The sequence below is a fragment of the Turicibacter sp. GALT-G1 genome, assembly GCF_025594995.1.
GTDB classification, from domain to species: Bacteria; Bacillota_I; Bacilli_A; order MOL361; family Turicibacteraceae; genus Turicibacter; species Turicibacter bilis.
In genome coordinates this window covers 1-13,668 of sequence record NZ_JAMQUS010000037.1, presented here as the reverse complement: position 1 = coordinate 13,668, position 13,668 = coordinate 1, and the positions used below count along the sequence as shown (strand labels likewise).

Here is a 13,668-nt window from a genome sequence, read left to right as displayed (position 1 = left end):
GGTTTATATTACCCGCTTACTTTTGATTAGTTTAAATAAAATCATTTACCATTTTAAAAACTTATCTGAACTTACATAGATAGTAACCTATGATTACTATTATCCAAAAATTATGATTGAATCAACTCTATCTGAAGAGTCATTTCATTCAAATTTAACATAGCACTTAAAATTATAACTGAAATAATTCTGAATATCTATCATTAGTCCTTTTGAGACTTCTAAGCTTAAAACATAGCTTTCCATACTAACAAAAAAACCTATAGTTAAATGTGATCTTTATTCTATAGGTTTTCTTATTTTATAACTTATATGCAGCACCGCTTGCTGTAACTTGCCAACCATCTATAATTGTATTAGTTGCCATTTTCCCTGATTGATAAAAATAATACCATGTTCCATTTATCATCTTCCAACCTGTTACCATTTCCCCACTTGGTTTTAGATAATACCACGTATTTCCTTCCTTTAACCACCCGGTTGCCATTGAACCTGATTCATAAAGATAATACCATACTCCATTCACTTTTTGCCAACCTGTCGCCATCTCACCACTTGATTTTAGGTAATACCACTTATTTCTATCTTTTAACCATCCCGTTTGCATGATACCATCAGTATTTAAAAAGTACCATGTTGTCCCAATTTCAAGCCACCCCGTCGCCTTCGGACCTGATTCGTAGAAATAATACCACTTATCATTCAGCTTTTGCCAACCTGTTGCCATAACACCGTCTGATTTTAAGTAATACGTTTTATTCCCATCATTTAACCAACCTGTCGCCATTGTTCCATCTGGTTTTAAATAATACCAATAGTCATCTTCTTTCAACCATCCTTTAACCATCATCCCAGATTGATTAAAATAATACTTTTGTCCCCTATCTTCTAACCAATCTGTCACCATAATGCCAGATTCATCTAAGTAATACTTATGTCCTTTATGTTCGATCCATCCGACTTGCATAGCCCCTGTGTCTTCATCAAAAAAGTACCAATTGTCTTCAATTTGAGACCAACCCTTAACCATATCCCCATTGGTTGTATAATAGTTCTTATTTCCATCTTTCTCATACCAACCAATTAAAATTTCTTTGTAATTATATGATTCAAAATCAGTTAGATTGAAGTCAAATACAATCCCATTATTACTCATAGTAGAATACGATTTTGTTCCTAAACTTTCTAACGTTTGACGCGTCTCACTAAAGAAATTCTTTGTATAACCTGTCACAATTGAATAAATTGGTCGTAAAGTATTTAAAAAATATGATGATGATGAACCAGATAATCCATGATGACCTAATTTTAAAAGGGTAACCTCTCCAATTAAAGGGGCTAAACGGTCTTCATCCCCATCTGCATTATTCATATCTCCAGCTAAAAAGGCAGAATAATTCCCGACTGTTACTTTAATCCCAAGGGAATTTTCATTTTCACCTTTCTTCACAATTGGAAATGTATCATCCTGTTCGACATTAAAAAGCTGAATGACCATCTCACCTAAAGAGAAAGGCTCCATGGTTAAATCTTGAATAATCTCAGCACCTACTTCTTCTAATGCAGCAATCGTTTGATTATAAACCTCTTGATTATCCCAATTCATCACTTCAAAATCACTAATTCGCTCTTCGTTATATCGTTTTAAATACCCACGTTTCACTTCAATATCTGAGTCTAAAATGACTGAGTCTAAACCACCTAAGTGATCGGAATGAGCATGTGTTCCAATGACAAATTCTAGCGTTACCTTTCCATTCTCATCACCAGCAACTGATTTAATATAATCAATGACTAGTTGCTCATAACCAGGATAATCTAAAGTAGATAAACCTTTCGGATTATCACTATCTTCCCCTCCATCAATTAAAGCAAATTGTCCATTACTCTCTAATAAAATAGCGTCACCGAGTACGGGTAAAAAGTGAATTCTATTTCCCTTATTTTCTGAAGGAGTATTCCAACTTTCATCCGGATTATTTTCTTTAAAATAATCCTCTATATAATCAATATATAAAGATTCATTCGCCCAATTATAAGTATCTCCCTCAAAGGCTAGAACAGATAAGTTCGTAAATAATCCAGTGACTATTACAGCAACCCCAAGTACAAGTTTATTTATACTCATCCTTTCATTCCTCCTAAATAATCTAAGTTTATTTCAAATTAACTTTCTATACCATATATATTTTACCTTATTTTTCTTTTTTTTACATCACTAAAAAAAACCACCAGTAGAACTGGTGGTTTTCTCTGCGGCTAAAAGCCTATTTTACCGGCCTAGGCCTGAAAGGCCTTCTGAATTTCTTAACTTCTGCACCACATTCTCCCTTAATCCTCAAAGGATTTCTAGTCTCCTCTCTTAATTTCATCTTTTCAACTACCTATTTACACCCACGCTTATCATTTACATCTTCTTTGTCTCTTTAAAACCTACTTTTTTTCATCTCCACATAAATAATCATCTAACCTTTATCTTTACTCTCAAAATAAAATGAACTCTTTTTTTACTATTACTCGTTATCCTATGAATAGCTTCTCTTAATATTAGATGTTTTTTCCTCCAGTTATTATCTTATTACCACGCTAAAAGCTTTTTAGAACCACCTGCATAGCAGGTGGTTTTCATTTATACAAAAAAATCCGACATAAAACCGAAAGAACATCGATTTTATGCCGGACACTCATTAATTAAATTAAGCAATGAAGTTTAACATATCTTGGATTGATTTTGATCCGAATGTTACTTTTTCATCGTTGACGATCATACATGGTACTGACATGACTTTATGTTTTGTTTTTAATTCTGGGAAGTTGGCGATGTCTAACATCTCAGCTTCTACGTTAGGATTTTCGATGGCAATACGTTGTGCTCCAACTACTACGTCTGGACATAAGTGGCATGATAATGAAACGGCTACTTTGATGTTAACTTTTTTATCAACCGCTTTAATCGCTTCTAAAACTGATGCATCTAATGCTTGTCCTGGTCCAGCTAAGTTATAGATGCCTAATAAGAATGAGTTTAACTCATGTCCACCAGGTACCCCGTGGAATTTAACTCCAGCGTAGTTTCCATCCTTATCAAGGAATGCCACAACTGGGAATTTGTCAGCATTTACTTTTGCTTCTAATGCTGCATCTTCACCTTTTGTTTTAACAACGGCCTCTAATTTATCACCTAAGTCAGCGATATCGATGACTAAGTCACGTAATTCAATTGATTTCTCGTTTGTTGGATCAACAATTGTCACTAATGTCACGTTGTTTTCCATACGTCCAAGTACTGTTGCGATTTGTCCACGTAAGGCATCATTTAATAACGCAGAGCGTCCACCTTGTGCCACTTGTTTAGCTTGTGGTGCAGACTCAGCAGCTGATTTGGGTTGTGGTGTTTCTTCGATTTCTTCTTCTACGATTCCTAAACGTTCTTTTTCATGAGCCACATATTTTTCGGCTTCTAATGAAGCGATGGCTCCATCCGCAACTGCTGTAACAACTTGGCGTAATACTTTCGGACGTAAATCTCCTGCTGCATAGACCCCTTCAACGCTTGTGTGCATGTTTTCATCAGTGATGATGTATCCCCATTTATCCATGTCAACTAAACCGTTGAATACTTTCGTTTGTGGCACGTATCCTGCGAAGATGAAGATACCGAATGTTTCGTCTTCTGCTGCCACATGTTCAAATGTTTCCCCAGTTTGATTGTTGATGAACTTCACGCGACGTAATAATTCATCTCCTGTTGCTTCCACGATTTCAGTGTTGAATTTAACTTCGATTTTTGGATGAGCTAATACTTTATCAGCAATTGTTTTTGCACATGTAAATTCTGGTTCACGAGCGATCACTGTTACTTTACGAGCGAAACGAGTTAAGAAGATCGCTTCTTCAGCTGCCGCGAATCCTGCACCGATGACGAATACTTCTAATCCTGTGTAGAATTCTCCGTCACATGTTGCACAGTAAGCGACTCCACGTCCACGGTATTCAGCTTCACCTGGGAATCCTAAGGTACGAGGTGTTGCACCTGTTGCGATGATTACCGAACGAGTTTCATAATCACCGTTTGTTGTTTTTAAAACTTTGATTTCACCTTCTAATTTAGCTTCTAATACTTCAGCTTGAGCAAATTTTACTCCGAAGTCTTCCGCTTGAAGATGCATCTCTTCCATTAATTTAGGACCTGTGGTGTGACGAACACCTGGATAGTTCACAATCTCATTTGTTGTTTTAGCTTGTCCCCCCACAGAACCTTGCTCTAAAACTAACGTCTTCATTTTAGCGCGTCCTGAATAAATCCCAGCAGACATCCCTGCTGCTCCTCCACCAATCACAATGACATCATAAATAGTTTTCATCTTAACTTCCTCCTTATATAAATGAAATAAAAAGTTCACAACAACCTTTATTCCCTGCTGACTCAGTTATGCATAGCAATCAAAGGACCTCTAATGATATCCTTTCATGACACATCCATAACTTTCCTTATTATACTATATAAGAATAAGGATAAACTATCTAAAATTAACAGTATAATCCTTATTCTTATATTAAATGCTTTAAAAATTATCTAGGATAAATATATTGACTTTATAAACAATAAAAATCTAAAGCCCCATTAATGGGAGATACATTTACTTCGTAAATGATGGGGACCCCATCCAGTCTTCTATCGTTACTAAATGCAAGGAACGCATTTTGAACGATAGTTATGACCTGTACGAAAGATTAAGCGTGCCTCTTTAGGCTATCTATTCGTCAGAATTTAGATAGCCTTATCCTTTAGGGCAGCCTTATACTTAATCCAGCTTCAAGCAGCAGTTTCTAATTCCCCTACCTATTGAGAAAAGAGGCTAACGCATCGCAGGGAACCCATAAAGTCAACTTGAACCAGGTGGCATACTCCAATCCAGTTTCGTTGAGCAGATGCTCTATGAAGTTTCACGCTCACAAATCTTGATAATCAAGATGTGCGAGCGTTTCAACCCCTACGATCATCTAAGCGCTCAACTCAACTCTTTATACAATCTAGTTTCGAGTTGCAGTCTCTCTATAAAGTCTAAAACTGTCTAGCGACTCCTTAAGGAGTCACTATCAGTTTCGACGACTTTTACGAGCAGACTAATCGCAACTCTCAACCTTTTATATTATAATTTCCCTACTAAATCTAAGCTTGGTGTTAATGTTTCTTGTCCTGGTTTCCATTTTGCTGGACAGACTTGGTCACCATGTGCTGCAACGAATTGTGCGGCTTGTACTTTACGTAATAATTCATCGGCGTCACGTCCGATTCCATTGTCATGGATTTCGTATGCTTTAATGACACCTTCTGGATTGACAACGAAGCTTCCGCGTAATGCCATTCCTTCTTCTTCAATCATTACATCAAATCCACGAGTTAATTTTCCAGTTGGATCGGCTAACATTGGATATTGAATTTTTCCGATTGTTTCTGATGCATCTGCCCATGCTTTATGTACGAAGTGTGTATCTGTTGACACTGAGTAAACTTCGCATCCAATTTCTTTGAATTGTTCGTATTTATCCGCTAAATCTCCTAATTCAGTTGGACAAACGAATGTGAAGTCCGCTGGATAGAATACATAGACTGCCCATTTTCCTTTTGCAGCTTCTGCTGTAAATTCTTTAAAATCTCCAGCTTGATAACCTTGAACTTTATAATCAACAACATGAGTACCAATTAATGACATTTTAATTCCTCCTTGTTTATTATCAAAAATAGTAACTATTACTGATATTATTATAGATTTGAATCTTAATAATGTCAATGCTATTTATAAACTTTTTTGAGCTTCATCAGCAAACTTATTATTTACTTCTTAAAATAAACTTATACGAAATAAAGCAGGCGATGAACTGATAAATGTTGCTTTTATTAGAATCTTCATTTCATAAAAAAAAGTGGGAATCTCCCACTTATAATTCAGTGATGCTACCATCATCTCCTACAAAAAGAAGCAGTACAATTCCATCTCCACCTTCTTTTTCCTGTAAGACTTTTGATTTTAAAGCCACATAGTAACCAATTTGATCTTCACCATAATGCTCGTGGTTATCGTCGTACATATAAATAATATCCTCATCATCTGTCCCATAACGCTCCATCGCAAGTGCGACCGCATCGACAGCTGTAAACGTATGATTATGTGTTCCATCTTCACTGACTTCAACTTCACTCAAAACTTCTTTTAATTCATTAATTCGGATGAGTTGTTCCTCAGTTCCAACAGGTCCATTTAATTCAGATAGAAACCCATTTAAGGCAACTTTAGCCGCGTGTAATTCTTCTACCCCAACTAACATTTCGATATAAGTAATTTCTTCTTCAATTTTTGAATGACTTAAAGATTTTCCAACGGCTTGTGTTGTCTCATCTAAACTTGTCGGTTGGATTCCTGCCTCTTCTTGAATCTCTGAATCATTGGCACATGCGATTAAACTCATCGATAACGATAATGTCATGAATACTTTTGGGATCATTCGTCTCATGTTACCCCCCCATCTCTTGTTTTAAGTTGATTAATTCCTCTATTTCACTTTCAAACATTTTTAATGTCCCCATTCGTTTTTCAATCAAGCGAATCAACTCTATGACCTCTTTCGTCTCCCGACTTTCTAAGGTACCACTGGCTAATTCTTTTACCTCGCTGAGTTTCCCTTTAACATATGCAACTGCCTCATCTTTTACAAAGCTTGGCTTACTATCTACCAAATTCAAATCCGTCCACGCTAATAATAAGTTATCAAAGTCTTCGAGTTCATCATAATCAATCATCTGCAAAAAGGCCTCACCCTGCTCATACCAGATTTCATACTTTTTATTTGAACTTTCATCACTTGCTAACTTTAATAAACCAACTGCTTGTTGATAAGACTTTTCCTCAAACGCTAATTTCGCTTCTTTAACAGCCTGATTCGCTAATTTTCCCTCACAACCTACTAAAACAATCAACCCTAACACCACTACATATCGCTTCACCAACAACCACCATCCTCGATAACACGAGAATATCACAGCTTACACCTAGAAATTTGCCACATCATTACCAAAAAAACGCACTACTTCTGTCTTGTTTTAGCTAACCCCGCTGCAATCGTCACAGGGGGACAAACACCTAATCTTCCAGACAAAAAAGGCGCGACAATAACTGCTATCCCTAAAAATAACACTATCCAAAAACAAATTCCTAACAATAAAAAAGAGCCCAAAATTGGACTCTCCTATATTATTAATCAAATCATTACTCTGTTATAGCTATATCTCCACTACTAGCAGGTTTAGTATAAATAAATTCATTTGGAGTATGTTTTTTATCATACCAGTAATTTTCATTTACTAACTTATTAACTACTGTAATTAAAATATACCTATTATGCTTATCTATTGTAAATCTACCATTTTTATCGACTACTGCATCTCTACAACTTTCAGAATTAGAATCCGTATTATAATTAGCATTTGAACATACTTTAATCGATACTGAATCTTTTCGATAATTAGCAGGAACAACCTCATCTACTGAATACGTTCCAACAGTTAAATAGTTTTTAGTTTTATCATTATTAAAGGAAATATTTGTTGTCTCACCTTTTAAATAGAATGAAACAGTCTTATCAACATTATTTCCAGCAACATTGAAACCTAATTGTTCTTGAATTAGATTATCCTTCATCCGTGTAACATTAATCGTAAATTTTTCATCTGTAGTAAATGGTGTTCCATCGCTTTTTATCACTTGTTTATCTACCCTAATTCCACCTTGTACTGGATTAATATCTATTTTAGGAACAGGATATAACTCTCCTTCGGGTTTATTAATCTCATTAGCTGTAATTGTAGCACTAACATTTGTTGGTATATTAGTTCCACCTAAGTATGGATCATTAGGTATTACTTTAAATGATACTTCAACCCCATCTTCTGTTAATGTATCAAATTCCCACGTAATTTCTTTACCTGTAGAGTCTACCGAACCTCCACTAACAGTATCTTTTACAATACTTAAATAATCTGGAATGATATCTGTAATAGTAACATTTGTTAAAAGGTTACCTTTAATTTCCGATACAATTTCACCTTTTATATTTGTATAAATATTTTTAGCTTTTTCGATATCATTGGTATAATAATTTGTTGCATAATCTTCTACCTTAATAACATTCTGAATTGTTTGTAAAAAGGCTTTAGCCATTGCATCTTTAGAATCATCTGAATTAGTAAATAAACCTATACTATAAAACTTGGCATCTAAAGGAGTGTTAGTTAAAGTATATGAACTTCCTAAATCATCTTGATTTTCATTATATTCCCAATAACCATCCCATGGCCATAGACCTGTAGATACCCATTCACGTTTAGATTCAACTTCACCTATTCCTCCGACAGATATTGTATTAGACCCTTCTTGTAATAATGGTCCTTTAAAATAGTCATAATAAGACTCTTGTGCTGCCCTAAAATTTCGTCCGTAATATGTACTTCCATCTGATCCGCTATATCGATCGTTATAAGTAGGCAGACCATCTGTAAAGAATACAACATATTGTTGTGCTCCACTGCGTCCAGATTCTTGAGCAGCATTAGTGAGTAACTCTCCAGCCTTTTTAATACCAGCTTCCGTATTGGTCCCACCATTAGCCCCAATATTTGTTATTTTATACTCTACACTATTTTTATTTTCATCATTCTTATTGCTACAAGAACCTTCCTTTTTACAAGTAGTATACTGTGATACAAATCCTCCTAATAAGTTGTTAGCATATTGATCATATGTTACTATTGCAACTCTAACCATATTTGGATTTTCAGCAGTATTTATAGATAAAACATCTTTTGTAAATTCTTTTATTGAATTTTTTATACCATTTGTACCATCCAATTTATCCGACATACTTCCTGATTTATCTACCACTAAAACAATATCCGCTTTATTTAAAGTTTGTGTAGCTTGTACCACACCACTTGTGTTCAATTTAATTAAGTAACTTCCATCCCCTTGTTCTGTGGCTGTTTTATCTAAATAAAGTATATTGTTATTTTCTAACTCCACTTCTATTTGATGTGATGATGCATCCAAATCTGATTCATCAGTCGTATTTAATTGGTAGAATGAAGATTCTAGAGTTGGTAACGACATGGTTTGAGTTAACTCATAGAAATTAACCTTCATTGTTGGAACCGTAAGTTCTTTTGTTTCATCTTCTCCTTTAACGTTATAACGAATCACTGAATTTTCATTTACAACCACTTGACCGCTTTGAATGGTTTCTGAGCGATTTAAAAGAAAAAATACATTAAACTGCTCCGGAACCTCTCCAGCAAATCCTAGAGTAAGATGATTATTGTTAACTTCTAATAAAGATGGCGATAACTCCTCACCATTTACTCCTAGTATTTTTAATGTACTTTCATCTAAACTAAATGATGAATGAATTGGAAAATCAATTACAACAGATTTTTCTTGAACTTCTGCTGCTTCTACAACAAACTCTTGAGTATAATTGGCAGAACTAAAGATATTAGTTATCCACTGACTACAGTAATGTAAAGCAGGGCTTACCCATGCAAAAATTGGATTCTTACCTTCTAATAAATTAGCAATAGAACCTACTTCTGCTGCTTCTAATGTTGTATTATCTTGTTGAGTTTCTTCTTGCCCTTCTAGTGAATCAGACTCTAGTGAAGGATTTTCTTCTATTACTTCATTATTCGAGTCTTCACTAGAAGGGTCCGTGTTTTGTGATTCATTAACTGTAGTATCATTAGACTCGTCTGAACCTCCTTCAGGTAATTGTACCTCTTCATCTACTATTCCATTTTCATTTGGCGCTATTTCGTCAGTAACTTCTGATTCAGAATTCCCCTCTGAATTTTCTGATGATTCTCCTTGATCTTCAATTGCTGAATTTTCCTCATTTATTTCATTTGAATCATCTACAACCTCTGTTTGCTCCTCATCTGTCACATCATTGTCTAAATTAACTGTTATATCCATCGTTACGCTCAATTGTGTTTCTTCAATATCATGATAGCTTAGCGCCACGTTTACATAATTATCAGATTGTGTTAATTCTTCTGAAACACTTGAAATAAGTATCGGATATGAAGAATTATTTGCTGAAGTAGCAAAGGGGCTTAATAAGACACTCATAGATAAAGTCATCGCGCAAACAGCTGCAATTTTTTTATTTACATATTGTTGATACTGTTGAAGGCGCGTTTTTTGTTTCTTTACTCGCTTCATTCATCTTTCCCCCTTTTCACATAAGTTCTAACTCCAACTCCAATACACCCAATAGCAGCCACTAAAGCAATCCCACTCATTGCATAACCTGTTGTTGGTGATGATGGTTTAGTTGGAATAGATGAATTAGGTTTATTTGGTGTTGCTGGGGCCTCTGGTTTAACTGGATCTTTTTCTGATTCTTCAGCACGAACTGCTGTAAAAATCCAATTAACTTCCGCATATTTATTTTTATACTCGTTACCAGTCGAAGGCCCATCTAATTCAACGATTGCATATAAATTAGTTTTCTCTCCAGGTTCATATGTCCCTAAACTAATGTCTTTTACCATTCCATCCTCTCCACTAGCAGGACCTTCATAAATCAGTTGATCACCATCATAAACACTTAACTCTAACTTAGTCAATAAATCATACTCTTCCTTCTCGCTCACTCGCTCTGCCCGTAAAAACAAATCATAAGCATACTCATACTCATTTTGAATGATCATTGTTCGTTCAATACTATCTCCTGGAGCCATATTTTCTTGGAACAAAAACAGATTATCTTCAGGCAGTGAAATTAATCCCTCCGCTTCTCCAATCAATTGTGCATTACTAGGTAAAGTTGTCGTTGCTGCATGAACCGCATCAAGCCGGGTAAATAGCAAACATCCAACGATCCCTAATGGGATGTTTATTCTCTTCACAGGCTTTTCCCCCTATCTTCTTTAATTAAATCAACTACTTATCATTAAATATCTTGTATTAACATATTGATTGATAAATGGTTCATGAAATAAAGGAGGAATACCTATTGATATTCCCCTCAAAAAATAAATCTAATTGAAAAAATAAGCTATTCAGCTTGAGGTAATTTATCACCAATTGGTTGTGTTGCTTCTGTTGCTGTTTCTAATCGTTGATAAGCAGCTACTAATTTATCAGGAGTGCTTAAATTCCAACCAGTGCTAGAAGCATAAGCCCCACCTGCTGCTTGAATTGAATCAGCAACAACTTTAACGTCAATTGCTAAATTTTTATATGCATCCCCAGCTGTTTCAGCTAATGTTACTGAATCTAACAAATTACTTGTATAATCAATTAACTTGCTATCTTTTGTTGCTCCTTTAGCAGCTACTTTTCCCACATAATAGTAAGTAGAGTATTGCCATGGTTGTTGCCCCTCTACTGACGTACCAACAGCTAACCATTGTTTATCTGAACTTCCCAAATTAGTCATCTTTAAAATAACTTGAGATGGATCTAAATTCACAGTTTGATCATTAATTGTAACTTCTGTAATTGGTTCACCAACCTTAGCTCCATTTTCATTTGTTTTATAGAACTTAACTTCAAAATGAACTTTAACAAATTGATCATAGTTAGCCGTATTATGAACTTGAACATCTTTATTTACATCTACGCCAGGTAATAGTTGTGAATTTTGTGTAAATTTCTCACCAATTTCAACTCCTGAGTTTGGTTTATTTGGAGTATCAGTTTGACCTGTTAAGAAATTATTCGTCACTGAATCACTTGATGTGAACCAAGCAAATGTTCCTCCTACTAATCCAACTGTTACAAGCCCTGCGGCTACTAATGATGTATATTTAAATTTTTTATTCATTAATTTTTCCCCCTTAAATTATCATTTTAAATACTTATTTACAATTAATGATTGTGACCATCATTCGTAGTAACTCCCTTACCTTCTAAAACATCAACGGGTTCAGTTGCTTTTGTTGCCCCTTCTAAAGTTTCATATTTAGCATGTAATGATTTATCAGCCCAATCAGCATAAGCACCATTCGAAGCTTGAATTGAGTCAGCTGTAACGACAACGTCAAAAGCTAATCCACGATACTTATTTCCAGCTTCTGAACTTAAAGTTACTGAATCTAATAACGTATTTGTATGGCTACCAGCTCCTACTTTACCAATGTAATAGTAATACTCTCCAACTTGCACCCAATCTCCTTCATTTAAATCATGTGTACCATCTTTTACTAAATGACTTGTAAAGTTTAACTCAATCATCTCATTTGAGATTCCTAATGTTTTTAATTCTTCTTCTGTATATGGAGTACGTGCTCCATCATCATTAACTTTCACAAATTGTGGTGTGAATTTTACTCGAATAAATTGGTCATATTGTTCTATATTTTTTACTTGAACATCTTTATTAACTTCTGTACCTGAGGTAATATTCTTACCGTCTTTTTCGTTCCAATCCTCTACAATTTTAATTCCTGCATTTGGATCTTCTGGATTATATTCATTTCCAGTTGTACTAAATTTGTTGACTACTTCATCTTGAGCTGTAAACCATGCTAAAGTTCCCCCAACTAGCCCTAATGTCACAGCCCCCGCTGCGACTAATGAAGTGTACTTGAATTTTTTGTTCATACTTTTAGTCCCCTTTTCTCTTAAAATATTTATTTATATTAAACAACCCCCGTTGTCTAATAGCTACTCCACTTTCTTTGTCACCTTTTTAAGTTGATGAACAAAGAAATAACTACTTGCCATCATGGTGATAAATAATCCCACAATGATGATAATATTCTCTTGAATAAATTGCACTTTTGCTCCCATGCCTGCAAACTGATAAACCACTTTACCAACTAAATCTTCATGATGAACTGGATTCATATCTTCAACATTATTGGCATCGCCTTGCGTGACAAACTGAAGCGTATCATCATTCATAATATCTTTCACACGATGAGTCACCACATTATCATTTCCCACCGAATAAGTAATCACATCACCAACTGAGATAGCCTCGGGTTCAGTTTCCTTAACAACTACTAAATCGCCCACATCAAATGTAGGACTCATACTCCCTGTTAAAACAACAAAGAATTTATATCCTAGAAAGCTTGGCTGAACCCCTTGCCGCATCGCCTGAAACACTGACAAAGAAATACAAATACAAGCAATTAGAAATCCATAGAATAAAACATTCCCTATGTGATTAACTATCTTTTTCATTATTGAACGCCATCCATATTATCAATCATTGTTCGAATAGTGGTTGGTAAATTAGGCCAAACTTCATCTACTGCTGCCATGGTTGGTTGAACAGCTTCCGCTTTTACATCAACAACTAACGTTTTACCGTCATAACGCTCCTCTAACCCTGATGGAATATTTATTTTGACTGATGATAACAATTGCTCAGTTGGTTGTCCTGCTTCAACCACTTCATTGTAATAATAATATCCGTCTCCACCATCAACCCATTTTTTAGAGTTTGAGAAGTTTAACTCAATAACTGAAGAACTGACATCTCCCGCCCAAGCGCTACCATTTGACAATTGCCAGTACGGAACAAGTGCTACACGAATCACTGCATCTGTCTGAAAACTTTGATTTTTAATCCAAACTTCTTTTGTTTATAGTATTCTAATAA

Annotated in this window: 12 protein-coding genes; all 12 read right to left on the bottom strand. The window is 35.1% G+C overall.

The features are described 5' to 3' along the window. Positions 1-301: 301 nt before the first annotated feature. Complete coding sequence (locus NEH74_RS07220; protein ID WP_262941242.1) at positions 302-2,128, bottom strand: MBL fold metallo-hydrolase; 1,827 nt, start codon at positions 2,126-2,128, stop codon at positions 302-304. A 568-nt stretch (positions 2,129-2,696) separates the two neighbouring features. After that, positions 2,697-4,364, bottom strand: coding sequence for an FAD-dependent oxidoreductase (locus NEH74_RS07215; RefSeq protein ID WP_262941241.1), 1,668 nt, complete (start codon positions 4,362-4,364; stop codon positions 2,697-2,699). 789 nt (positions 4,365-5,153) lie between these two features. Continuing rightward, complete coding sequence (gene ahpC / locus NEH74_RS07210) at positions 5,154-5,717, bottom strand: alkyl hydroperoxide reductase subunit C (RefSeq protein WP_055244987.1); 564 nt, start codon at positions 5,715-5,717, stop codon at positions 5,154-5,156. Between the two features lie 226 nt (positions 5,718-5,943). Continuing rightward, positions 5,944-6,516 (bottom strand): hypothetical protein, encoded by a 573-nt coding sequence (locus NEH74_RS07205; RefSeq protein ID WP_262941240.1) that lies wholly within the window; start codon positions 6,514-6,516, stop codon positions 5,944-5,946. Position 6,517: 1 nt separating this feature from the next. Beyond that, positions 6,518-7,006 carry a hypothetical protein gene (locus tag NEH74_RS07200; RefSeq protein WP_262941239.1) on the bottom strand — a complete coding sequence of 163 codons (489 nt, stop codon included), beginning with the start codon at positions 7,004-7,006 and terminating at the stop codon, positions 6,518-6,520. An 80-nt stretch (positions 7,007-7,086) separates the two neighbouring features. Beyond that, on the bottom strand, positions 7,087-7,236 hold the full coding sequence (locus NEH74_RS07195; RefSeq protein WP_262941238.1) for a hypothetical protein: 150 nt from the start codon (positions 7,234-7,236) through the stop codon (positions 7,087-7,089). A 32-nt stretch (positions 7,237-7,268) separates the two neighbouring features. Continuing rightward, entirely contained in the window at positions 7,269-10,271 is a 3,003-nt protein-coding gene (locus NEH74_RS07190) for a VWA domain-containing protein (RefSeq protein WP_262941237.1), read from the bottom strand. Beyond that, the gene (locus tag NEH74_RS07185) at positions 10,268-10,960 is read right to left on the bottom strand and encodes a hypothetical protein (RefSeq protein WP_262941236.1); all 693 of its coding nucleotides are present in this window, start codon (positions 10,958-10,960) and stop codon (positions 10,268-10,270) included. Before NEH74_RS07185 ends, NEH74_RS07190 begins: the two co-directional genes overlap by 4 nt. A 149-nt stretch (positions 10,961-11,109) precedes the next feature. Further along, positions 11,110-11,880: a BsaA family SipW-dependent biofilm matrix protein gene (locus NEH74_RS07180; protein WP_262941235.1), complete on the bottom strand. Its 771-nt coding sequence runs from the start codon at positions 11,878-11,880 to the stop codon at positions 11,110-11,112. A gap of 44 nt (positions 11,881-11,924) precedes the next feature. Then, on the bottom strand, positions 11,925-12,659 hold the full coding sequence (locus NEH74_RS07175) for a BsaA family SipW-dependent biofilm matrix protein (RefSeq protein WP_262941234.1): 735 nt from the start codon (positions 12,657-12,659) through the stop codon (positions 11,925-11,927). A 63-nt stretch (positions 12,660-12,722) separates the two neighbouring features. Continuing rightward, complete coding sequence (locus NEH74_RS07170) at positions 12,723-13,247, bottom strand: signal peptidase I (protein ID WP_262941233.1); 525 nt, start codon at positions 13,245-13,247, stop codon at positions 12,723-12,725. Then, on the bottom strand, positions 13,247-13,606 hold the full coding sequence (locus NEH74_RS07165; protein WP_262941232.1) for a hypothetical protein: 360 nt from the start codon (positions 13,604-13,606) through the stop codon (positions 13,247-13,249). The genes NEH74_RS07170 and NEH74_RS07165 overlap by 1 nt, the downstream gene beginning before the upstream one ends. Positions 13,607-13,668: the final 62 nt, after the last annotated feature.

Excerpts from the sequence above, each read along its gene's own strand:
- NEH74_RS07170 (WP_262941233.1), bottom strand. The coding sequence starts at position 13,247 with ATGAAAAAGATAGTTAATCACATAGGGAATGTTTTATTCTATGGATTT.
- NEH74_RS07190 (WP_262941237.1), bottom strand. The coding sequence starts at position 10,271 with ATGAAGCGAGTAAAGAAACAAAAAACGCGCCTTCAACAGTATCAACAA.
- NEH74_RS07215 (WP_262941241.1), bottom strand. The coding sequence starts at position 4,364 with ATGAAAACTATTTATGATGTCATTGTGATTGGTGGAGGAGCAGCAGGG.
- NEH74_RS07205 (WP_262941240.1), bottom strand. The coding sequence starts at position 6,516 with ATGAGACGAATGATCCCAAAAGTATTCATGACATTATCGTTATCGATG.
- NEH74_RS07175 (WP_262941234.1), bottom strand. The coding sequence starts at position 12,659 with ATGAACAAAAAATTCAAGTACACTTCATTAGTCGCAGCGGGGGCTGTG.
- ahpC (WP_055244987.1), bottom strand. The coding sequence starts at position 5,717 with ATGTCATTAATTGGTACTCATGTTGTTGATTATAAAGTTCAAGGTTAT.
- NEH74_RS07180 (WP_262941235.1), bottom strand. The coding sequence starts at position 11,880 with ATGAATAAAAAATTTAAATATACATCATTAGTAGCCGCAGGGCTTGTA.
- NEH74_RS07220 (WP_262941242.1), bottom strand. The coding sequence starts at position 2,128 with ATGAGTATAAATAAACTTGTACTTGGGGTTGCTGTAATAGTCACTGGA.